The organism is Streptosporangium sp. H13245 (genome assembly GCF_055690525.1).
Window position 1 is genome coordinate 195,649 of the sequence record NZ_JBSZKT010000001.1, and the last position, 22,428, is coordinate 218,076.

The 22,428-nt window shown below is 70.6% G+C and carries 18 protein-coding genes and 1 pseudogene; 5 read left to right on the plus strand and 14 right to left on the minus strand.

What is annotated here, in order from left to right:
- Window positions 1-76: 76 nt before the first annotated feature.
- The 3 genes from ACW9TB_RS00955 (at window position 77) to ACW9TB_RS00965 (ending at window position 2,332) form a co-directional block, all read left to right on the plus strand.
- On the plus strand, window positions 77-616 hold the full coding sequence (locus tag ACW9TB_RS00955; protein ID WP_472745969.1) for a hypothetical protein: 540 nt from the start codon (window positions 77-79) through the stop codon (window positions 614-616).
- A gap of 276 nt (window positions 617-892) precedes the next feature.
- Window positions 893-1,444, plus strand: coding sequence for a hypothetical protein (locus ACW9TB_RS00960; protein WP_472745970.1), 552 nt, complete (start codon window positions 893-895; stop codon window positions 1,442-1,444).
- Between the two features lie 210 nt (window positions 1,445-1,654).
- Entirely contained in the window at window positions 1,655-2,332 is a 678-nt protein-coding gene (locus tag ACW9TB_RS00965; protein ID WP_472745971.1) for a response regulator, read from the plus strand.
- A gap of 248 nt (window positions 2,333-2,580) precedes the next feature.
- Here the strand turns inward: ACW9TB_RS00965 and ACW9TB_RS00970 are convergent, their stop codons facing one another.
- Complete coding sequence (locus ACW9TB_RS00970) at window positions 2,581-3,450, minus strand: lysophospholipid acyltransferase family protein (RefSeq protein WP_472745972.1); 870 nt, start codon at window positions 3,448-3,450, stop codon at window positions 2,581-2,583.
- Window positions 3,447-4,370, minus strand: coding sequence for a GNAT family N-acetyltransferase (locus ACW9TB_RS00975; protein WP_472745973.1), 924 nt, complete (start codon window positions 4,368-4,370; stop codon window positions 3,447-3,449). Before ACW9TB_RS00975 ends, ACW9TB_RS00970 begins: the two co-directional genes overlap by 4 nt.
- A 115-nt stretch (window positions 4,371-4,485) precedes the next feature.
- Between ACW9TB_RS00975 and serB the strand changes: the two genes are divergently transcribed.
- Window positions 4,486-5,709 carry a phosphoserine phosphatase SerB gene (serB, locus tag ACW9TB_RS00980; protein ID WP_472745974.1) on the plus strand — a complete coding sequence of 408 codons (1,224 nt, stop codon included), beginning with the start codon at window positions 4,486-4,488 and terminating at the stop codon, window positions 5,707-5,709.
- A gap of 310 nt (window positions 5,710-6,019) precedes the next feature.
- On the opposite strand, the gene ACW9TB_RS00985 is transcribed toward serB, so the two are convergent.
- The 5 genes from ACW9TB_RS00985 to ACW9TB_RS01005 form a co-directional block, all read right to left on the minus strand.
- Window positions 6,020-8,143, minus strand: coding sequence for an FUSC family protein (locus ACW9TB_RS00985; RefSeq protein WP_472745975.1), 2,124 nt, complete (start codon window positions 8,141-8,143; stop codon window positions 6,020-6,022).
- 37 nt (window positions 8,144-8,180) lie between these two features.
- Window positions 8,181-8,654 carry a SixA phosphatase family protein gene (locus ACW9TB_RS00990; RefSeq protein WP_472745976.1) on the minus strand — a complete coding sequence of 158 codons (474 nt, stop codon included), beginning with the start codon at window positions 8,652-8,654 and terminating at the stop codon, window positions 8,181-8,183.
- Between the two features lie 181 nt (window positions 8,655-8,835).
- The gene (locus ACW9TB_RS00995; RefSeq protein WP_472745977.1) at window positions 8,836-11,166 is read right to left on the minus strand and encodes a sodium-translocating pyrophosphatase; all 2,331 of its coding nucleotides are present in this window, start codon (window positions 11,164-11,166) and stop codon (window positions 8,836-8,838) included.
- Between the two features lie 1,038 nt (window positions 11,167-12,204).
- Entirely contained in the window at window positions 12,205-12,657 is a 453-nt protein-coding gene (locus ACW9TB_RS01000; RefSeq protein WP_329088933.1) for an ATP-binding protein, read from the minus strand.
- A gap of 2 nt (window positions 12,658-12,659) precedes the next feature.
- Complete coding sequence (locus ACW9TB_RS01005) at window positions 12,660-13,010, minus strand: STAS domain-containing protein (protein WP_030916965.1); 351 nt, start codon at window positions 13,008-13,010, stop codon at window positions 12,660-12,662.
- A 254-nt stretch (window positions 13,011-13,264) separates the two neighbouring features.
- Here ACW9TB_RS01005 and ACW9TB_RS01010 point away from each other — a divergent pair, with 254 nt between their 5' ends.
- Window positions 13,265-15,553 carry a DEAD/DEAH box helicase gene (locus tag ACW9TB_RS01010; RefSeq protein ID WP_472745978.1) on the plus strand — a complete coding sequence of 763 codons (2,289 nt, stop codon included), beginning with the start codon at window positions 13,265-13,267 and terminating at the stop codon, window positions 15,551-15,553.
- A 31-nt stretch (window positions 15,554-15,584) separates the two neighbouring features.
- On the opposite strand, the gene ACW9TB_RS01015 is transcribed toward ACW9TB_RS01010, so the two are convergent.
- The 7 genes and pseudogenes from ACW9TB_RS01015 to ssd form a co-directional block, all read right to left on the minus strand.
- Window positions 15,585-16,277, minus strand: coding sequence for an Rv3654c family TadE-like protein (locus ACW9TB_RS01015; RefSeq protein WP_472745979.1), 693 nt, complete (start codon window positions 16,275-16,277; stop codon window positions 15,585-15,587).
- Between the two features lie 220 nt (window positions 16,278-16,497).
- Entirely contained in the window at window positions 16,498-16,830 is a 333-nt protein-coding gene (locus ACW9TB_RS01020) for a TadE family type IV pilus minor pilin (RefSeq protein WP_472745980.1), read from the minus strand.
- Between the two features lie 59 nt (window positions 16,831-16,889).
- Window positions 16,890-17,126, minus strand: coding sequence for a DUF4244 domain-containing protein (locus ACW9TB_RS01025; protein WP_472745981.1), 237 nt, complete (start codon window positions 17,124-17,126; stop codon window positions 16,890-16,892).
- A 285-nt stretch (window positions 17,127-17,411) separates the two neighbouring features.
- Window positions 17,412-18,161, minus strand: coding sequence for a type II secretion system F family protein (locus tag ACW9TB_RS01030; RefSeq protein ID WP_472745982.1), 750 nt, complete (start codon window positions 18,159-18,161; stop codon window positions 17,412-17,414).
- 44 nt (window positions 18,162-18,205) lie between these two features.
- A complete protein-coding gene (locus tag ACW9TB_RS01035) occupies window positions 18,206-18,907 on the minus strand; it encodes a type II secretion system F family protein (RefSeq protein ID WP_472745983.1) in 702 nt (233 codons plus the stop codon).
- A 377-nt stretch (window positions 18,908-19,284) separates the two neighbouring features.
- Window positions 19,285-20,448: pseudogene (locus tag ACW9TB_RS01040) on the minus strand (TadA family conjugal transfer-associated ATPase); the annotation flags it as partial.
- A complete protein-coding gene (ssd, locus tag ACW9TB_RS01045) occupies window positions 20,445-21,491 on the minus strand; it encodes a septum site-determining protein Ssd (protein ID WP_472745984.1) in 1,047 nt (348 codons plus the stop codon). The gene ssd and the pseudogene ACW9TB_RS01040, both read right to left, overlap by 4 nt.
- Between the last annotated feature and the right edge of the window lie 937 nt (window positions 21,492-22,428).

Below are 22,428 nucleotides of genomic sequence, written 5' to 3' on the forward strand. Positions count from 1 at the left end.
AAGGGTTTTCCAAGTCGGGTCTCGCATGCTGACCGGTATTCAACGGGGATCGACGAAATCCGACTGGAGCCAAGAAATGCGCCGGCACCTGACCGCCCTCGCCGCCATCACCCTGGCGGGAGGCATGCTGCTCACCCCCGGGACCGCGAACGCCGCGGCTCCCCAGACCGCCGCGCCGCGGGGAGTCACCGCCCCGCCGCTCGCGCCGCTGAAAACGACCGTTTCCTACCCGCGCAGGGCCCGGGCGGGCGACTCGTACGTCTACACGCTCAAAATCAAGAACACCGGCGAGTGGTACACCGACATCGCCTACGTCGGCGGCCACCTTCCCTCGCAGGTCTCCAAGGTCCGCGTCATCGGCAAGCCCTCCGGCTCGTACTGCGAGGTCTCGGGGCGCGAGGTGGGCTGCCTGCTCGACACCCTGAACCCCGGCAGGACGGCCACCCTCAAGGTCAGGGTCTGGCTGAGGAACAGCGCCCGGGGCACCGCGACCGCCGATTTCGGCTCGGTCTCGATCGACGTCCCCGCGGGCGGGCTGGACACCCTCAACATCGACGGCATCGACCTCGGCACCGACGTCAAGTACGTGCGGGTGAAAACCCGGGTCCTCCGCTAGCCGTTTATCTCGCGCGCGCCACCTGCCGACCAGGGGCGATCACCGAAAGTAATGGAAATTAGCGCACTCGGAAACGCCCTCGGCGGTAACGGCGCGGGACGTGCGGGACGGGCCCGCGCGCGATCCGTGCCGTCCGGTACGGCGTCGCGTCGAACGGCTCCATTCAAATCACGTAACAAAATATAATTTCTCTTTACATCTATGTCTGTGATAAAACGCTGCGGACTTTATGGGACGTTCCAGCGTCCCCTTGACTCTTCAGCTGGGAGACGTTTGATGCGCCACCCGATCTCCAGGATCGTCGCTCTTGCTCTGGTCGCCCCGCTGGCCGGCGGCATGCTTCTCGCCGCCCCCGCGTCGGCCGCCTCGGCGCAGGCACCGGCGGTGGCCGTCAAGGCGGAGCCTTACTCCACCTTCGCGGTCACCGTATCCGCGCCGAAGAAGGTCAAGGCGAACGGAAAGATCACCTACAAGATCAAGGCCGTTAACAAAGGCCCTTACGACGCCGACTACTTCTATGTGGGCGGCCTGCTACCCAAGGGCGCGAAGATCACCGCGATCGCCGCTTCCAAGGGCACCGAATGTGACAACTACGAAGACGGGTTCTGGTGCTGGAGCCCCTACCTCGTGAAGGTCGGCGACTACGAGACCATGGCGATCACGGTGAAGCTCGGCAAGAAGTCGGGCCGGACCGCCCAGGCCATCCTCGGCGTCGACAGCTACGACTTCCCGACCGGCGCCGAAACCCTCTCCAGGGACGAGCTGGAGCGCATGGGCATCAAGCACTGGTACTTCGTGAAGAAGGTCAAGACCGCGATCACGCGCTGACCCCGCTTTTCGAGAGGCCCCGTCCTGCCACAGGCCGGGGCCTCCGCCTTTTCACGCTTCCCTGTTTCTCGCACTCGGGGACTTTTCGCGCTTCCCGCCCCCGCCCGCGAACGGCCCCGGCGACAGCAACGGTGCGGGCAACCTCATAGGCACGGCGCCCGCGTACCGGGCAGTATCTCCCCATGGCGAGTTCCGGGCGGTGTGCGATCCATGGCTGAACTGAGAGTCGTCCTGGCCGAGGACCACTACCTGGTACGCGAGGGCACCCGCAGGCTCCTGGAGACCTCCGGGGAGATCGAGGTGGTGGCCGCCGTGGGCACCGCGGACGAGCTGCTCGACGCCGCCAAACGGCTGCGCCCCGACGTGGTGGTCACCGACATCCGGATGCCGGGCTCGGCCGATCTCGTCCGCCCGGGGATGGAGGGCATCGACGCGGCGCACCGCATCCGCGCCTCACAGGACATCGGGGTCGTGGTGCTCTCCCAGTTCTCCGACGCGCTGTTCGCCCTGGACCTGTTCAGGGACGGCACCGAGGGCCGCGCGTACCTGCTCAAGGACCGGGTCGGTGACATCGACGAGCTGCTCGGCGCGATCAGGTCGGTGGCCGGGGGCGGCTCGGTGATCGACCCCAAGGTGGTGGAGGGCCTGCTGGCCAAGCGCGGGGTACGCGGAGGTCCTCCGCCCGCGGAGCTGACGCCCAGGGAGCTGGACGTGCTCAGGGAGATGGCGCACGGCCTGTCCAACGGGGGCATCGCCCGCGCTCTGCACCTGTCGGTCTCCGCGATCGAGAAGCACGTCAACTCGATCTTCATGAAGCTGGCCCTGGAGAACAGCCCCGACACCCACCGGCGGGTGGCGGCCGTCATCACCTACCTGGGCTCGGCCTGACCGCTCAGAAGTCGGCCTGACCGGGATCGAAACGCTCTAAACACAGCCGAAACGCTCTACAAGCGGCCGGGACGCTCTGGACACAACCGGGACGTCTGGAAACAACCGGGGCGCTCTGAACACAACCGGGGCGCTCTGGACACAGCCGGGGCGCTCTGGACACAGCCGGGACGTTCCAGCCGTGGCCGGGACGCGGGACCGGCTCGAAGGCGGGACCGCTCCCCGATGAAGACGGCCCGCCACCCGATTCAGGCGGCGACGGGGAGTCCGTGCGCGACCCCGGCGACCAGCACCGACGCGACGGACGACTCTGCCGCCCAGGCGAGCTCCCCGCGGTCGCGTCCCCGTACGAGAGGCAGCATCGTCACCTCCACCGTCAGCCGCCGGACGGCCACCACGCGGCGGATCGAGGCCCACAGGAGGTCGTCGCCGACAAAGGCGGACCCACCGGCCAGGGTGTCCTCCCCCTCCAGATACCTGATCGCCACCGGCCTGACCGGGGCCCCGGCGTCCAGGGCCGCCTGGAACACGGCGGGCCTGAAGGAGCCCATCCCGCGCCCGCACCAGGTCGTCCCCTCGGGGAAGGCCCCCACCGGATGACCGTCGGCGAGCGCCTCGGCCACATCGTCGACAGCCTTGGGCAGCGCGAAGAGCCGGTCCCTGTCGATGAACAGCGCGCCCGCGCCCGCCGCCAGCAGGCCGATCACCGGCCAGGCCCGGACCTCCTGCTTGGCGAGCACGCGGCACGGCAGGACCGCCGCCATGACGAGCGGGTCCAGCCACGACACGTGGTTCGCCACGACCAGCGGAGCGGCCCCGGACGGCCCGTCGGCGATCGGACAGTGCCCGGAGACCGAACCGGCCATGAACGCGAACCCCTGCCGCACCTCGACCCGTACGCCGACGGCCCGCAGCACCAACCTGGACCAGGCGCTCGTCAGCCGGATCCTGCCCGCCGTACCGAACCCGCGGGCCGCGAGCACGAGTGCCACGCCCACCAGGACGACCAGCCCGGCCGCCGCCAGCCGCAGTACCCTGCGCGGCACCGCGGCCCTCGATCCCGGCGGGAACAGGCAGGTGGCGGGTGTGCACGGCGCCACCGGTACCCACGGGTTCACGATGTGGCTCCCAGGAAGTACCGCAGGTAGCGGGGGTCGGCCTCGGCCATCGAGAGCAGCACGAAGAAGTCGGCGGTGCCGAAGTCGAGATCGTGGGCGGGCGGGCCGCAGACCCAGGCGCCCAGCCGCATGTACCCGCGCAGCAACGGCGGCAGCGGCGGCTGTCCCTGCCTCGTGGCGGCCGTACGCTCCGAGGCGTCCTCCCGCTGCGACGGCACGGCTCCGGAGCCGATCTGCGGTACCGAAGCGACCCCGGAGACGGCCGGGAGGGCCGGGACGGACCCGGAGCCGATCGGGGGTGCCGGAACGGACCCGGACGAGGGGGCCGGAGAGATCAAGGAGGCCGAATCGCCCTTCCGGCGCGGGGAAGGAGAGGCGGAGACCGGGGCGACCCGCCAGGGGTGGTACGGCGTGACGCGGTAGCCCGGCGGGGAGAGCGGCACCCGCTCCATGATCCCGGCGGCGTCGGCCACCGGCACCGAGCAGCACCCGGCCAGCCATTCGTACCCCCCGGCCACCATGTAGCGGGCGATTCCCGCCCACATCAGGCTGAGCACCGCGCCGCCCCGATGGCTCGGGTGCACGCAGGCCCTGCCGGCCTCGACCATGTTCCCCCGGATACCGGCCAGCGCGCCAAGGTCGAACTCGGAGTCGGAGTAGAGGCGATCGGACCGGCGGGGGCCGAGCAGCCGGTAGGTCCCGACGACCTCACCCGTGTCGTCGCACCTCACCAGAAGGTGATCGCAGTAGGCGTCGAGCGGATCGACGTCCAGGCCGGTGATGGGGCTGTCCAGCCGGGCGCCCATCTCCTCGGAGAAGACGCGGTGGCGCAGGCGCTGGGCCTCACGCATCTCGGCGGCGGTGGCGGCCAGCCCGACGCTGTAGCGGGCGAGGCGCGGCTCCATGGGAAGGGTCGTCATGAGTTCATGAAGACAGTCGCAGGTGACACGGGACCAGAGAGCCCCGCGAACTCCAGGCGTCCGGATGATGAACCGCATTCACGGTCCAATCCGGAGCCAAGTACCGTAGGAACCGATGAACCAGCGCACGCTTCTGATCACGTTGAACGGCCCCGACCGACCCGGTGTGACCTCACGCCTCTTCTCGGTCCTGGCCGGCTTCCCCGTCATCGTCGCCGACGTGGAGCAGGTCGTCATCCGCGGCCGGCTCACCCTCGGCGTCCTCGTCTCGTACGCGGGCGACACACCGACCGGCACCGGCGGCACCCTCGGGGCCCTCTGGACCGCCGTCGAACGGACCGCGGAGGATCTCGGACTGCAGGTGGAGCTGTCCACCGGCTCCGACCCGAAGGAGAAGCGGCGCAGGGGGCGGCTCGACGTCACCGTGCTCGGCTCGCCGCTGCAGCCCGCCGCCATGGCGGGCATCGCGGGGCGGATCGCCGCGGCCGGTGCCAACATCGACCGGATCGAGCGCCTGTCCAGCTACCCGGTGACCTGCATCGAGCTGTCCCTCTCCGGCGCCGACCCCGACACCCTCAGGGCCGAGCTCGCCGTCGAGGCGCACGCCCAGCAGGTCGACGTGGCCGTGCAGCGGACCGGCCTGCACCGCAGGGCGAAGCGCCTGATCGTGATGGACGTCGACTCGACGCTCATCCAGGCCGAGGTGATCGAGCTGCTGGCGGCGCACGCGGGCTGCCTGGAGGAGGTCGCCAGGGTCACCGAGGAGGCGATGCGCGGCGAGCTCGACTTCGCCGAGTCGCTGCGCCTCCGGGTCGCACTGCTTGAGGGCCTCTCGGAGGAGGTCTTCGAGAAGGTACGCAAGGAGCTCGTGCTGACTCCCGGCGCCCGGACGCTGGTGCGGACGCTCAAGCGGCTCGACTACCGGTTCGCGATCGTCAGCGGCGGATTCACGCAGCTCACCGACGCCCTCGTGACGGACCTCGGGATCGACTACTCCGCGGCCAACACCCTGGAGGTCGTCGACGGCGTGCTGACCGGGCGGGTCGTCGGAGAGATCGTCGACCGGCCGGGCAAGGCGCGGGCGCTGGAGCGCTTCGCCCGCGAGGCGGGGATCCCGATCAGCCAGACCGTGGCCATCGGCGACGGCGCCAACGACCTGGACATGATCGCGGCGGCCGGTCTCGGCATCGCGTTCAACGCCAAGCCGGTGGTCCGCCGCGCCGCCGACACCGCGGTCAACGTGCCCTACCTCGACTCGATCCTCTACCTGCTGGGCATCCCCCGCGCCGAGGTGGAGGACGCCGACGCCGAGGACGGCGTCACCGCCGCCGACCGTTGACCGTTCCGGGCCCGCGAACGATCGCGACCACCGGCTCCGTTCCGGGCCCGCGGACGATCACGGCCACCGGTTCTTCGCGGCGTTGAGCCACCGGCCTCCCGGCATGTGGGGCACCGCCCTTTCAGGTGGTCACCTTCAGGGGAGCACCGCTCTTTCGGGGATCCCGCCCTTTCGGGGGTCACTGCCCTTTCAGGTAGTCATCGCCCTTTCGGGGGGCACCGCTCTTTCAGGATGGTGACCACCGCCCCCCTCAGGGCGGTGAGTCACCACCCTCTCGGGATGGTGAACCGCTACCCCCCGGAGTGGCGAGCTACCGGCTTCTCGGGGTGGTGAGAGAGGCGAGCCGTACGGCTTCGGCGCCGAGGCCCCGCAGGGCGGGCTGTGCGGCGGCGGCGTGCCTGATGCGCCTGCGCAGGCCGGTCATCCTGTCGGCCGCGTCCCCCCGCGGATCGGCCAGCCCGGCGAGCTCGTCCAGGCGGCGGGCGGCCAGCGCGTCCACGTGCGCGCCGACCTCGTCGAGCACGGCGTCGAGGTCGTCGGGCGGCACCCCGGCCTCCTCCGTCCTCACCGCCTCGGCGACCTTCTCCAGCCGGTCGGCGACGAGGTCGAGGACCGTCACCGTGGGCCCCGCCCCCTCCTCGGGCGGCGGCACCGCCAGCAGGGCGAGCGCGTTGTCCCGCAGCCGCCTGGCCGCCGTCAGCGACTCCCTGAGCCGCCGGGGCGCGCTGCCGCCCGGCTCCTTGTCCAGCCGGTCCAGGGAGTCGGCGAGCCGCCCGGCGGCATCCGCCGCGGCGAAGCCCCGGGTGTCCGTCTCGGCGGGATCCCGGTCGATCAGCGACCGCACCAGGGCGGCGTGGCTGTCGAGCATCTCCGCGATCCCGGCGGTCAGCCGGGCCCGGTGCCCCCTGGGCCACAGCAGCCGGGCGAAGAGCAGCGCCAGCGCGCCGCCCGCGACCGTGAGCCCCACCCTGGCCGCCGCCGCGCCCCAGTTGAGCGGCAGGGAGAAGTCGGACAGCATCAGCGAGAGCGGCGTGGAGAAGATCGCCCAATATCCATAGCCGGACCCGCGCAACGCGAAGCCCAGCGCCGCGCAGACGGAGATGAAAAGTGTCAGGTACAGGTGACCCGGCGCGACCGCCAGCACCACCGCGGCGGCCATCGCGCCCACGGCCGTGCCCAGCACCCTCAGCAGCACCCGTTCCACCGTGTCGCGGTAGGCGGGGCGGAGGCTGACCGCCACGGTCACCACGAACCACTTCGCGTAGTGCCCGTGGACCAGCGTCATCAGCGTCATGGCCGTGATCACCGCCAGCCCCACCCGGACCGGGTGGTGACCGGCCGAGACCTCCGGCCTGCGGGGCCGTACGAGCCTCGGCGGGCGAGGACCCGCCTCGACGCCCCCGGCGGCCTGCCGCGCCACCGAGCGCACCGCCATCGCGATCCGGTCCACACCCCGGCGGATCTGCCCCAGCAGCACGGCCGCGGGCAGCGGCGCACCGCCCGCGCGGGCGCTTCCGCGGACCTCGTCCACCCGGTCGGCGAACCGCCCGATGGCGGCCAGCGCCTCCGGGACCTTCGACGGGACCTCCGGCGAGCCGCCGGGCAGCACCGCCTCCCGCAGCGCGCGGGCCAGCAGCCCGACCGCCTCGTCCAGCTCCCGGACCCACTCCGTCCCGATGTCCGCCTCCACGGCCGCCGCGCGCAGGACGCGCAGCGCGATCGTCTGCTGGAAGACGCGGGTCAGCGTGGCCGGTAACCGCTCCGGCGACCGGTCGTCCTCCGCGGAGATCCGGTAGAGGGACAGCGCCCTGTCCAGGTCCTTCAGCGCGGTGACCGCCCGGTGGCGCAGCGGCTCCCAGCTCTCGTCCGCGAGCGGCGCCCTTCCTCCGGCCGCCAGGAGGTCGGCCAGCGCCGTACCGGCCTCCTCCACGGCCCTGCGGAGCGGCCGGAGACGCCGTACCGGCCAGATCGCCACGACCAGCAGCACGGCCAGCAGGCCCCCGGCGGCCGTGGCCGCCATGTGGAGCGGCACGCTCATACCCGGGGGCGCGAAGTACGCCAGGGTCACGGAGAGCACCGCGGGGGTGCCCAGCGCCGGCCAGTAGACGCCCGCCGCCGCGACCAGGCCGACCACCACGACGGCGACCGGCCAGGGACCCGGCTGGACGAGCGCGCCGAGACCGACACCGAGCGTGATCGTGGCCGTGGTGACGAGCAACCCGCGGACCCGGTCACCGTACGGCTGTCCCGGGCTGTCGCCGAAGAACGTGAGATAGCCGCCCAGGGCCACCGAGGCGCCCTCCTGGAGGTGACCGAGGAGGACGCCGAGCATCAGGGGGAGGCAGATGACCAGCGCGCACAGCGGGCCGTAGCCCCAGGCCGGACGGCCGGAGAGCCGGAAGTCGGCGCGCAGCGCGCCGATGAGCCCCCGCATGCCACCCCCGATCGCGCTCCCCGTGTCTCCCCGGGGCTCAGTGCTTCTTGGGGTTCCAGTGGGCGATCCCGCGACCGGTGTCGAGCCCGGCCCACTCGCCGTCGACCTCGATGACGGCGAACGCGCCGGGCGGGAATCCGGCGTCGCCGTCGACGGCGGTGAGCTGCCTGACCAGCTCGTGGACCCCCGGGTTGTGGCCGACCAGGACCAGCGTGCGCACCTCGGGGTCGCTCCGCCGGATCAGCGTGAGCAGCTCGTCGGAGTAAGCCTCGTATATGGCTGGTTCGAGCAGGATGTCCGCGTCGGGGAGTGCCAGGTCGGCGGTCTGCCTGGTCCGTACCGACGGCGAGCAGAGCACCAGGTCGGGGACGAGCTCCATACCGGCGAGGGCCGCGCCGACCTTGAGGGCGTCGCGCTCGCCGACATCGGTGAGGGGGCGCTCGCGGTCGGCGAGGCCGGGGGTGTGAACCGCCTTGGCGTGGCGCAGGACGACGAGCGTGCGCGCGGTCATCGCGACGCCCACACGGCCAGGCCCACGATCACCGCGAACACCGCGGCCATCGCCAGCAGGATGAGGACGAGTGTCTTGCCTCCGGAGGGCTGCTGTTCCATACCGGCCAGTTTCCCACTGGGGTGGTCCGCACACGCCGAAGGGGTGCACGCGGCCCGTGCACCCCTTCGTCAAACATTGCTCAGCTGGAGACCGGCTCCGGCTCCCGGTCGGAGTTGCTCTCCTCCGTCGGGGTGATGCTCGCCGAACGACGCTTGGAGATGACGACCGCGGCGACGACGATGCCCACCGCCAGCACCGTGATGCCGATGCGCACCGCGGGGTTGTCGGCGTAGGTCACCACGGCCGGGGCGATCAGCAGCGCCACGAGGTTCATCACCTTGAGGAGCGGGTTGATCGCCGGTCCGGCGGTGTCCTTGAACGGGTCACCGACGGTGTCACCGATGATGGTGGCCTCGTGGGCCGGCGAACCCTTGCCGCCGTGGTGGCCGTCCTCGACCAGCTTCTTGGCGTTGTCCCAGGCACCACCGGAGTTGGCCAGGAACACCGCCATGAGCGTGCCGCACGCGATGGCACCGGCCAGGAACGCGCCCAGCGGGGCGTACCCGAGGGCGAAACCGACGGCGATCGGGGTCAGCACGGCCAGCAGGCCGGGCGTGGCCAGCTCCCGCAGCGAGTCGCGGGTGCAGATGTCGACGACCCTGCCGTAGTCGGGCAGCTCCGTCCCCGCCATGATCCCCGGCTTGGTACGGAACTGCTCGCGTACCTCGAAGACCACCCGCCCGGCCGCGCGGCCGACCGCCATGATCGCCAGGCCGGAGAACATGAACACCACCGCGGCGCCGATGATCAGACCGACCAGCACGTTCGGGGAGTCGACGCTCAGGCTGAACCTGCTGAACGAGCCCAGCGCCGCCTTCACGGTGTCGGTCGCGCCGACCAGCTGGGTCTCGACCGCCGTACGGAACGCGCCGAACAGCGCGGTCGCGGCGAGCACGGCGGTGGCGATCGCGATGCCCTTGGTGATCGCCTTGGTGGTGTTGCCGACGGCGTCCAGCGAGGTGAGCACCTGGGCGCCCTCCCCCTCGACGTCACCGGACATCTCGGCGATGCCCTGGGCGTTGTCGGAGACCGGGCCGAAGGTGTCCATCGACACGATCACACCGACCGTGGTCAGCAGGCCGGTGCCCGCCAGCGCCACGGCGAACAGCGCGATCGTGACGTTGCCGAAGCCCAGCAGGAAGGCCCCGTAGACGGCCGCTCCGATGATCAGCGCGGAGTAGACCGCCGACTCCAGGCCGACGCTGATGCCGGACAGGATGACCGTGGCGGGCCCCGTACGGGAGCTCTCGCCGATGTCCCGCACCGGGCGGCGGTTCGTCTCGGTGAAGTAGCCGGTGAGGATCTGGATGGCGCTCGCCAGCACCAGGCCGATGAGCACCGCCCCGATCGCGATCAGGCGCGGGTCGGAGGTGACCGCGGCGATCTCCGGGCTCACACCGGTCAGCCCGGAGAAGCTGGCCGGCAGGTAGAGGTAGGCCGCGACGGCGACGAGGATCGCCGAGATGGCCGCCGAGATGAAGAAACCCCGGTTGATCGCGGCCATCGCGTTGCGGTCGCCCGCGCGCGGAGCGGTGACGAAGATGCCGATGATCGCCGTGATCACACCGATCATGGGCACGATCAGCGGGAACACCAGTCCCTCGACGCCGAAGGCCACCTTGCCCAGGATCAGGCTGGCGACGAGCATGACCGCGTAGGACTCGAACAGGTCGGCGGCCATACCCGCGCAGTCACCCACGTTGTCACCGACGTTGTCGGCGATGGTGGCGGCGTTGCGCGGGTCGTCCTCGGGAATGCCCTGTTCGACCTTGCCGACCAGGTCGGCGCCGACGTCGGCGGCCTTGGTGAAGATGCCTCCGCCGACACGCATGAACATGGCGAGCAGCGCGGCGCCGAAGCCGAAGCCCTCCAGCACGGCCGGGGCGTCGCCCCCGTAGGTGATCACCACCACGGCCGCGCCGAGGAGGCCGAGGCCAACGGTGATCATTCCGGCCACGCCGCCGGTGCGGAAGGCGATCCGCATGGCGACCTTCTCACCGGACGCGCGGGCCGCGGCGGCGACGCGGACGTTGCCGCGGACCGCCAGCCACATGCCGATGAATCCGGTCAGCGCGGAGAACAGCGCGCCGACGACGAAGAACGCCGATCTGCCGATCCGCACGCTGGTCGTCTCGGCAGGAAGGAGGTAGAGCAGGAACGGGATCAGAATGACGAACAACGCGAGCGTCCGGAACTGCCGCGTAAGGTACGCGGAAGCTCCTTCCTGGACGGCTCTCGCGATGTTCTGCATGCGTTCGGTGCCTTGGTCGGCGGCCAGCACCTCACGCACCAGCGTGCCGGCGACGGCGAGTGCGAGCAGGGCGACGACGGCGACCACGATCACGATGGTGAAGTGGTAACCACTCAGGGATACCGCTGGCTCTGCAGCGGCGAGATGGAGCACAGACATCCGACTCTCCTTGGCAAGACGGGAACACGTCCTGCCCGGAGTGCGCTGCGGTGAGTGTTAGGAGGCTGAAGCGGCGCACGTCCGGGATGGTTGGCAGTGCCGCTTCCAGTTGCAGACCCCCACGGAGTGCGGCTCGCGTGCGGGCCGCTCCGAAGGATAAACCTTGGCCGGTTCCGGGAGTCTACGCAGCGACGACGCGGATATGAAGCCTCTGTCCACGCCCAATTGGCAACTCGAACAGCGTCTCCTGACGACCGACCTGCTTATGAGGTCATTTCACCCGTCACACCTGTCCCACGAACCCTGTTTCTGCCCAGTTTCAGGCAAGAAACATCAAAATTAAGTTTTGGCCGAAATGGAAATCCCCTCGGGGAACAGCCGGGCGCGTCCACGCGGACGCCATGGGTGATCCCACGACCGACAACCACCCGCCGCCGGGGCAGGTACACACGGATGTAACGCTTGGTCCTCCGGCTGACGGTCACCCACCGGGCATCTTCATGTGGGCTTCTCCGAACCACGGCCACCTCCATGCGAGACCTTCCGGCCCACAGCCAATCACCGGGCGTCCATGTGTGCCCTCCGGCTGACAGGCAGTCACCGCCGGGCAGTTTCACGCGAGACTCCCGGCTCACGGCCACCCACCAGGCACCTCCATGCGGGGCCCCTCCGACCCACGGCCACTCCGTGCGAGACCTTCCGTCCGACAGTCAACCACCGGACGTCCATGTGCGCCCTTCGGCTGACGGTCAGCCATCGCCGGGCAGTTTCACGCGAGACTCCCGGCCCACGGCCACCCACCGGGCACCTTCATGCGAGCCCTCCGGCCGATGGCCAACCGGCGCCGGGCACCTTCATGAGGCCCCCTCCGGCCGACCTGTCCTCCCCGGTCCCCCGCGGCCTTTCCCGATCAGCAACCGGGCATGTCCGCGTGGACACCATGGGCGACGATCCCCCGGCCGCGTGCCCTCCCCAGCCCCTCACAACGAACAGCCGGGCGCGTCCACATGGACACGCCCGGCTGCCGAAGTCTTCTTGTCAGACCGGAGACATTCCGTTCGTCGCCGCCGGCCAGCTCATGCGAATACACATGCCCTTCTGGCTCGGGTAGACCTGAACGTCGTCGGCCAGCCCCGCGATGACCGCGATGCCGAAACCGGCCATCAGGTCATCGGGAAGCTGCCCGAACGGATCGTCGAACCCAAGGAGGGCACGATCATGCTCCAGTTCGTCACTATCACTGGGGGCGGAGTCGGTGACCGTCACCTCGAAACGCCCCAAGTCATCACGTAGCTCGATCCGGATCGGCTCTCCCGGACAGTGGAGGCGATGTGCCTCCACAGCCCGCGAGCATGCCTCACCGACAGCGAGCCTTACCTCGTCCAGCAGCGACTCCTGCACGCCGGTGCGCCTGGCGATGGCCGTGGCGACCAGGCGTGCCGTCCGCACATGCGCGGGGAGAGCGCTGAACGTCAGCTCGACGGTAGCCACGACTATTTGTCTCGACCGTGAGCTTCCTTGGCCTCGTCGACCGAGGCGTAGATCCCGAAGACCTTTGTCAGTCCGGTGATCCGGAAAATCTTCAGGATGCGCTCCTGGGTGCAGACAAGCTCCAGTGAGCCATCGTGCGCCCTAACTCGCTTGAGCCCGCCGACCAGGACACCAAGGCCCGTGGAGTCAAGGAAGTCGACCTTCTCCATGTTGACGAGCAGGTGGAAATTCCCCTTGTTGACCAGGTCGATCAGGAGCTCACGCAATCTGGGCGCGGTGTAGACATCGATCTCACCCTCGACCTCAACGATGGTGAGACGGTCCTCGGAATGGTGGTCCAACTTCAGATCCACAGATCCTCCAGCGCCTTGCCTGCGAAAGTACCGATTCGAGCATGCCTTCCTGAGACCGGATGACCCCCGGACGACAAGCCCCGACGCGCGGCATTCAACCATGCGTACGCTCAGTGTCTATACGAAATCACGATTCCCGGCGACTCTGCCCACAGATGTGAGACTGGAAACCAGTGACCCCGCCCTCATCCTCGCCCCTCAGAGCGGGCACCGCCCTCAGCCGCCTCCTCGATGTTCCCGCACGTCGGGAGCGCGTGACCCACGTGGAACACGTTCCCGCACGTCAGGCCGGTGAGACCCGATGGCCGGACTGGGTCGACCAGCGGCTGGTTACGCGCTGGGCGAACCTCGGTATTTCCGGCCTGTGGCCACATCAGGCCGAGGCCGCGGACCTGGTTCACCGTGGCCAAAACGTGATCATCTCCACGGGGACGGCGTCGGGCAAGTCCCTCTCTTACCTGGTCCCGGCGCTCTCCTCGACGCTCGACGGCGGCACGGTCCTCTATCTGTCGCCCAGCAAGGCACTCGCCGCCGACCAGCTCCGCGCGTTGCGCGAGCTCGACCCTCCCGGCCTCCGGGCCGCCACCTACGACGGTGACACCTCCTTCGAGGAGAGGGCCTGGGTACGCAAGCACGCCAACTACGTCCTCACCAACCCGGACATGCTCCACCGCGGCCTGCTGCCCCGTCACGCCCAGTGGTCGCTCTTCTGGCGGCGGCTCCGGATGGTCGTCGTGGACGAGTGCCACGGCTACCGGGGCGTGTTCGGCTCCCATGTCGCGCAGATCCTGCGCCGCCTGCGCCGGATCTGCGCACGCTACGGCTCCAGCCCGACGTTCCTGCTCTCCTCGGCGACGGCCAACGAGCCCGGGATCTTCGCGAGGCGCCTGACGGGCCTCCAGATGGCCGAGGTGACCACGGACGCCTCTCCCCGGGGCGCGACCACCTTCGCGCTGTGGGAGCCACCCCTGACCGATCTGCGCGGCGAGGGCGGCGCCCCTGTCCGCCGCCCCGCGACCGCCGAGAGCGCGGATCTCCTGGCCGACCTCGTCGCCTCCGACGTGCGGACCCTGGCCTTCGTCCGCTCCCGCCGGGCCGCCGAGACCGTGGCCCTCACCACGCGGGCCAGGCTCCAGGACCTCGTCGTCGACGGGGAGGCGCCCGCGGACCTGCCCGGCAAGGTGGCGGCCTACCGGGCGGGATATCTGGCCGAAGACCGCCGGAGTTTGGAGAGGTCCCTGCGCTCCGGCGAGCTGCTCGGCCTGGCGACGACCAACGCGCTGGAACTCGGGGTCGACGTCTCCGGGCTGGACGCCGTGCTCATCGCGGGGTGGCCGGGAACCCGCGCCTCCCTCTGGCAGCAGGCGGGGAGGGCCGGACGGGACGGCCAGGACGCGCTGGCGGTGCTGATCGCCAGGGACGACCCCCTGGACACCTACCTCGTCCACCACCCGGAAGCCCTGTTCGGCCGTCCCGTGGAGACGATCGTGCTCGACCCCGGCAATCCGTACGTGCTGGGGCCCCACCTGTGCGCGGCGGCGGCCGAGATCCCGCTCACCCACGACGAACTGGACATCTTCGGCCCGACCACCAAGGAGGTGCTCGCGGATCTGGTCGGGGACGGCCTGCTCAGGGAACGCGCCGCGGGCTGGTTCTGGACCAGCCGGGGACGCGCCACCGACCTCGCCGACATCCGGGGGGCGGGCGCCGCGCCCGTCCAGGTCGTCGAGATGTCCACCGGCCGGCTGCTCGGCACCGTGGACGAGCCCTCGGCTCACTCGGCCGTGCACACCGGCGCCGTCTACGTGCACCAGGGGGAGACGTTCCTGGTGGCCGAGCTCGACCTGGAGTCGGGGGTCGCGCTGGTCGAGGCCGGGACTCCCGACTACACGACCTTCGCCAGGGATGTCACCGACATCTCGGTCATCGAGTCCCTTCGCTCGCACCCCCTCGGGCAGGGAGAGCTCCATTTCGGCGCGGTCGAGGTGACGAGCCAGGTCGTGGCCTACCTCAAGCGCCGGGCCCAGAGCGGCGAGCTCATGGGGGACGAGCCCCTCGACCTGCCCCCGCGCACGCTGCGGACCCGCGCCGTCTGGTGGACGCTGCCCACCTCGGCGATCATCCCCCTGGCCGAGGAGGGCCTGGACCTCGGCGGCGCCGCGCACGCGGCCGAACACGCCTCCATCGGCCTGCTGCCGCTCTTCGCGACCTGCGACCGCTGGGACATCGGAGGTGTCTCCACCGAACTCCACCCCGACACCGGGCTGCTCACCGTCTTCGTCTACGACGGCCACGAGGGAGGTGCCGGTTTCGCCGAGCGTGGCTACGCCCGCGCGCGCGACTGGCTCACGGCCACCCGCGAGGCCATCGCCTCCTGCGAGTGCGAACGCGGCTGCCCGTCGTGCATCCAGTCTCCCAAGTGCGGCAACGGCAACGAACCCCTCGACAAGGCCGGAGCCCTCCGGCTTCTCGCCGTCCTGCTCTCCCAGGACACCGCGGATGTGACAGCCGGGAGAGCCACCGACGTGACGGACGGCGGATGAGCCCTTCCCGGCTGCTTTCCTCAGCCCGCGGTCAGGGGCCGGGATCATCGATGTGAACGGGCCCCGCACGCGCCCTGGAGGTGATCGCCACCGGCCCTTTCAGGGGGAGCGAGATCTCCATGGCCACCTCGATGTCCGCGATGCCACCATCGCCGAGAGAACAGCGGGTGACCCTGGCCCCGTTGTCCGCGGCGAGCGAGGAGGCCCTCAGGCAGCTTCGGCCCGGATCCGCGAAGGCCAGCCGGGCCGCGGCGAGCGCGCTCAGGTCGGCGGCACTCTGCGCCCGGTGGCGCGCGACCCTGGCCATGCCCGCGAACACGACCGCCGTCGCGATCGCGAAGACCAGCGCCATGAGCCCGACCGTCCAGATCGTCGCCGATCCCCGCTGTGCGTTCTCCCTTCCCGTCCCACTTTCGCTCCTCTTGCCCGTGCAGATCCTCTTGTCCGCGCAGATCCTCTTGTCCGTGCAGATCTCTTTCTTGTCCGTACATATCCTCTTGTCCGCACAGACCTCTTCCTTGTCCGTGCAGACCTCGTCCGTGCGGACCTCCCTCTTACCCGTCCCGCCTTCCCTCGTCCTGTCCGTGCGGACCTCCCTCTCACCCGTCCCGCTTTTCCTCTTCAGGCTCCTTTTACGGCTCCTCTTCCGGCCCGTATCGATCTCCCTCCTCGTTTCCGTGCCGCCCCCTCCACTCGTTCCCGTACCGACTGCTCGCCGTGTCATGGCCGTCTTCTCTCCTCGTCCCCTGGTCGTCCCCTGGCCTGGTCGCCCGTGTCTCCCGGTCGGCGCATGACCCGCGCCGCCACAGGCACGGCCGGTAGCTGTGACCGTGGCTGTGGGGCCCCGCGAGCCCAGAGCACGAGCCGTTCGCCGCTGTCCGGCACGACGAGCCCTCGATATGGCGTGGTCGCGGGCCCCGCGAGACCGGTCACGAGCCATGGCCCTACCGCTCCAGCCCCGGCTCGGTGATGGAGACGGCGGTCGCGTGAACGGTCACGCCGGGGAGCGAGGCGCCCCAGCGGGGCCTGACGTTCACGGACACCTCCACCCGTGCCACCTCCGCGCTCCGGGTCACCGCGACCACGGCGCCCGCCGGAGCCACGGACAGCACGCCACCTCGGACCCGCTCAAGTGATTCGCCGCGCGAGGCGGCCCGGGCCCCGGCCCGCGCGGCGTCCACGCACTCCAGCTGCGCCTCGACCGCCGCCACGGCCCACAGCCCGGCTCCCAGAACGACCATGAGGGCGGGCAGCGCCGCAGCCGTCTCCGCGGTCACCGACCCCCTGGACCGGCGAGAGCCGAACCGGCGGGAAGAGATCACCGACGCCGGGAGGATCATCCGGCCACGGTGAGTGCCCGATTGATCAGAGCTGTGATCATCTGTTGAACGTCGGAACTCGTCACCACCTTGAAGAGAAGGGCGGCGAAAGCACAGGCGGCGATCGTTCCGACCGCGTACTCCGCGGTGGACATGCCTCGGTCGCGATGCGCGCCGGTGGTCAGCAGCACCCATCGGGCGCGCAGCCACCGTGACCAATCGCGCCGCGCGTAAACAGCACTCGTTCGAGCCATCTGCTCCTCCTGGAGATCTCCACCGGACCCACCGCCCGGCATCGGTCACGCCAGGGTTCTCCATACGCCCGAGGAGCCATTGGCCCGAACCGCATTCTGTGGAAAACCCTCGGGTTGTCCACAGCCGGAAAGCAGAGAATGGCCCCGGAAAGCATGAAAAGGCTCCCTTCGATGGAAGGGAGCCCCTTCAGGCCCTCGATGGGGAAATCTCCGAGGGTCTATCCACAGGGATCGTCGTTTTTCTGTGGATAACCCGTTGGCGACGGGGAAAACCCTGTGGATAACTCAGGGAAGCAGTACCTCACCGGCGAGACCGGCCACGACGGGAATGATCCCCAGGAAGACGAAGGCGGGCAGAAAACACAACCCCAGGGGAGCGACGGCCTGGATCCCGACCCGCTGGGCAGCCGCCGACGACGCGGCACGAGCGGCACGGCGGGAGTCGTCGGACAGCCTCGCGAGGACATCGGCCACCGGTGCACCACTCAGCGCGGCCCGGCTCATGGCTCGGGCCAGAGGGGCGAGCGCGTACTCGTCGGCCAGAGCCCGCCAGGCACTCTCCGGAGCGGCTCCCAGCCTCAGCTGGCCGCTCACCCAGGCCAGTCTCTCGCCCAGCGGCCCGCCGACCGCCTCCACCGTGACGTCGATGGCCCCGGTGAGCGGCTGGCCGGCGCGCAGGCAGGCGACCATGAGGTCGGCCGCCAACGGCAGGTCCGCCGTCACCCGCCGACGTTCCTCACGTAGTTCGGGCGGTTCCCGCCTCCGCAGGATCACCAGCGTGATCCAGAAACCGGCGACGCCCGCGACCGCTCCAGGCAGGCCGCCCACGGCCAGGAACACCGCCAGCCCCGAGGCGAGAGCGGTCGCGAACTCGCCCCGCCCCGGTCGTCGCCCCTCCTTTTCCTGCCGCGTCCCAGGGAGCCTGGCCGGGTCGGGTGAGCGCCACACGCGGTGGAGCCGATCGGCGGGTGGTCTCCGGGTGCTCCACAACCGACCGGCGATTCCGGCGAGCACCACGGCCAGCAGGACGATCACGGTCTCTCCTCTCCACACGATCCACACGGCGCTCAGAACGGCGCTCAGACCCGCTGGGCACGAGTGACCAGACGGTGGGTCCACCACAGCCCACAGGCGTCGAGCGCGAGGCCGACGACCAGGCAGCCGACGCCCGCCGGGCTGCCGAACAGGAAGTGCAGCGGGCGCATACCGAGACCGGCCGCCATCAGCAGACCAAGCACGGGTAGACCCGCCAGCAGCCGGGCCGTGGCGCGCGGACCGGCGAGCTGGGCGGTGACGTCGTGACGATGAGCCTGGGCCTCCCGCAGGGAACCGGCGACACGATCGACGAGAACGGCCAGTCCCGCCCCGGCGGTCACGCTCGCCTTCCAGCAGGCGGCCAGTCCCCGGAACGCCTCACCTCCGTGTTCGGGTGCCACGGCCAGCAGGGCGGCGGGGACGTCGCCCCCGTCCCTCGCGGCCGCGACCAGCGGGCGCAGGGCCATGGGATCGGGAAACCCCGCCGCCCCCACGGCCCGCGCCAGCGCCTCGCCCGCCGTCCGCCCCGCCGCCAGCTCGGCGGCGAGTCCCTGACACAGCTCGATCGACGCGGTCCGCCAGGCGTCCGCGCGTTTGGAAGGCCGTGCCCGGGCGGTGAACCTTTCGCGGAGAGACCCCGGCGCGACCGGACGGCGGCGTCTCATCCCGCGCAGGCGGGCGGTGCCGGGGTCCGCTCCCGCCCACAACCACGCCGCCAGAGCGGCGAGAACCAGGGCGATCGCCATCACGACACCGGCCGTGACATCGGTTGTGGCATCCGTGGCATCGACCACGACGTCGGCCGTGACGTCGGCTCGTCGAAGCCCGGACGACCCGTAACGTCCGGTTGTGGCTCCCGGCGGTGATGGGACGAGGACACCACTGGACACGAATCCGCGGCGCCGGGAGAAAACTCTCGCGGACGTGGAGGGTCTCGGACATCCGGCGGTGGGCCGCCGGGAAGCGGGGAGGTGGCATCACGGTAGGGGACGCCGCCGGAGGAAGTGACCGGTGAGGACGCTCCGGGGAATCGGGATGCTCCGGGGAACTCGTACGACTGCGGCGGACGGGGTGGGACGTGATGCCCACGGCCGAGAGTCGGCGAGGTGTGGACGCCGGGTGCTCGGGCCGCGAGGGCCGGTAGGCCGGGGCCGGGGGTCACCCGGCCGTCCGGGTCGAAGGTGAGGGCCGATTCGGCCTCGACCAGCCCCGAGGGGCGGCGGATCATCATGCAGAGCTCGGCGACCCGGCGACGGCCGTCGGCACGGTCGCGAGCCAGGTGGATGACGACGTCCAGGGCCGCGGCGATCTGGCTGTGGACCGCCTCCCGGCTGAGACCCGCCGCGCATCCCAGCGCTTCCAGGCGAGGTGGCACGTCGGCCGCGGTGTTGGCGTGCAGGGTGCCGCAACCTCCCTCGTGACCGGTGTTCAGCGCGTTTAGAAGATCGACTACTTCGGCTCCTCGGACCTCTCCGATGACGAGCCGGTCGGGACGCATCCGCAGGGCCTGGCGGACGAGGTCGCGCAGGCCGACGCCGCCCGCGCCCTCAAGGTTGGCCGGGCGCGACTCCAGGCGGACAACGTGGGGGTGAAGCGGTCTCAGCTCCGCGGAGTCCTCGACCAGCAGCAGCCGCTCACCGGGATGGGCGAGGGAGAGCAGGGCGGAGAGCAGGGTCGTCTTGCCCGTACCCGTGCCGCCCGTGACCAGGAAGGCGAGCCTCGACTCGATCACCGCGGTGAGAACGGCGACGCTGTCGGCCCTGATCGCACCCGCCTCGACCAGGTCGGGAAGAGTGAAGGTGCGTCTGGGCGGGAGCCGCAGGGAGAGGCACGTGCCGTTGGGCGCCACCGGCGGAAGAACGGCGTGGAGCCGGACGCCTCCGGCGAGGCGGGCGTCGACGTACGGGCACGCGTCGTCGAGGCGCCTGCCCGCCGTGGCGGCGAGACGCTGCGCCAGCCGCCGGAGAGCGTCTTCGCCAGGGAAGACGACCGAGGTCAGGCGCAACCCGCCTCCGTCGTCGACCCACACCTCGCGCGGGCCGTTCACCAGCACGTCGGTGACCTCGGCCTCGGCCAGCAACGGCTCCAGCGGACCGGCTCCGATGAGATCCGCGCACAGGACCCGGGCCACCGCCAGGATCTCCGCGTCGCCAAGCATCGCCCGCTCGGCCCGCAGCGCGACCGCGACGTGCGCGGCGCTGGGCTCGACACCCGTCCGGGCCAGTCGTACGCGGACCGCCTCCACCAGCTCCGGCGAGACCGTCACGGCGCCCTCGGCCCGCTTCACGCGTCCGGCCCGAACAGCTCGTGCAGGAACTCCGCGCAGAACCGCCCGAGAGAGGTGCGGCGGCCGAGCGGGGGAACGTCTCCCCGGTCGAGTGCGGCGGCGAGACGAGGCTGGTCGGGAAGGCTGCCGCCGTACGGGATGCCGAGCGAGGTCGCCACCACCTCGTCGCTCAGGGCCCCGCTGCGCACGACGGCCCGCACCTCACCCGTGTGCCCGCGCAGCCCGGTGAGCACCTGGGCCGCGGCGAGCACGCCGCGCACGTCGGCGGTGACGACCAGAAGGGTCGTGGCGGCTCGTCCCAGCGCCTCCGCCGCCGCCTGGTCGAGGTGGCGCGGCAGGTCGACGACGACCAGGTCGAAGCCCCTGCGGCCCGCCTCAAGAACCGAGCGCATCGCCTCGGCCGGGATCGGGTCGACCTCGCCCCGATGAAAGGAGAGCAACGTCAGCCCGGCGAAGGTCGGCAGGGCCGCCTGGAGCGCGGTGTAGCTGACCCTGCCCTCGCGGGCGACCAGGTCGGACCAGCGCGCTCCGTCGGACTCCTCCTGGCCGAGCAGGAGGTCCAGACCTCCGCCGAGCGGGTCGGCGTCGACCAGGAGGGTGCGGACGCGCTGCCGGGACGCGGCCAGCGCCAGCGAACCCGCCAGGACGCTGGCTCCCGCTCCTCCCCGCCCGCCCGCGACACACACCACGGATCCGGGTCTCGCGGGCGGCTCGACGGCGTCGGCGAACTCGTCGACCAGCTGCCGCTCCGCGGCGGGCAACTCCAGCACCCCCTGGGCGCCGACCGCGACGCACTTGCGCCAGGTGTCGGGATCCTCGGAGGTACGGGTGGCCAGGAAGACGCGGGAGCGAGATGGCGGTCCGGTCGCGGCCAGGGCGTCGGCCACGTCGCCCCCGACGACGACCAGCGGGGCGCGGTTCCAGTAGGGCCGGGCGTGCGCGGGCACGTGGGCGACATCGAGCTCGGCTCCGGCGGCGGCGGCGACACGGAGCAGGTCGTCGAGCAGATCGTGGTCTTCGGTGATGACCAGCGGGCGGTCCACGGATGCCTCCCTGGGGTGCGGGGACCCCACTTTCCGTGACGGCCGCCCCTCCCCGGGAAACCGAACGCCGCACTGTGGATAACCGGCCGCCCGACGTCCCGGCCTGTGGAAAACCAGGGGTCTGGACATCCGTGTACGGCTCCATGCATGGGGTTCATCAGCATGGGAGGAGCCGGACCGGCGCGGACAAGGCCGGACCAGATCGGATGAGAACGTGTGAAACCGGGCGAGACCGCGTGAGGCCAGATGATCCCAGGTGATCAGGCGAGAAGCGAGGTTCGCGCGCAGCCGCAGGTTCCGAACACACCAGACCCCGGCCACGCATGATTACACCCGGTAAGCGTCACGCCGAGGGCGTACCACCGAGGAGCCGAGGAAACCCGGAGGCCGAAAAACCCGAGGAACCCGGGAAACCGAAGGAACCCTGACGTCGAGGATCCGTACCTTCGAAGCCGAGAAAGCCGTACCCGCCGCAGAACCGCGTCAGAGAGACCGACCCGCCAGGCGGAAGAAAGCCTGAGCAGCAGGCAGTCGGCAAAAAAGGGGCGACCCCCGCCGGGGGGGAGAGCGGGGGTCGCCAACCGGTCCGGCTCTGGGGGGGTAGAGCCGGTCCCGTTTCAGAAGAAAGCCTTCAGCAAGCAACCGGAGCACGGCAGGAGGATCGCGTTGCAACCCATGCGCAGTTACTCCGGTTCGGGGAGATACCACCTCATGCTGCCCGATCAACTCAAGTTTCGTCGAGGAGTAATCCTTGATTTCCACGAGTTTTTTTAATGCAACGGTCCAGTCTCCGGACGCGGTTCCACCGAGACGCGCGCCACGCACGGACGAACGACAGTGACGCTCAGTGAGCACCGTCGAGACCCCGTACCGCCCGCCGGACACCACACCGACCGGGCCCGCGAAGGATAAAACGGCATAAGAGGGGATTCGCCCA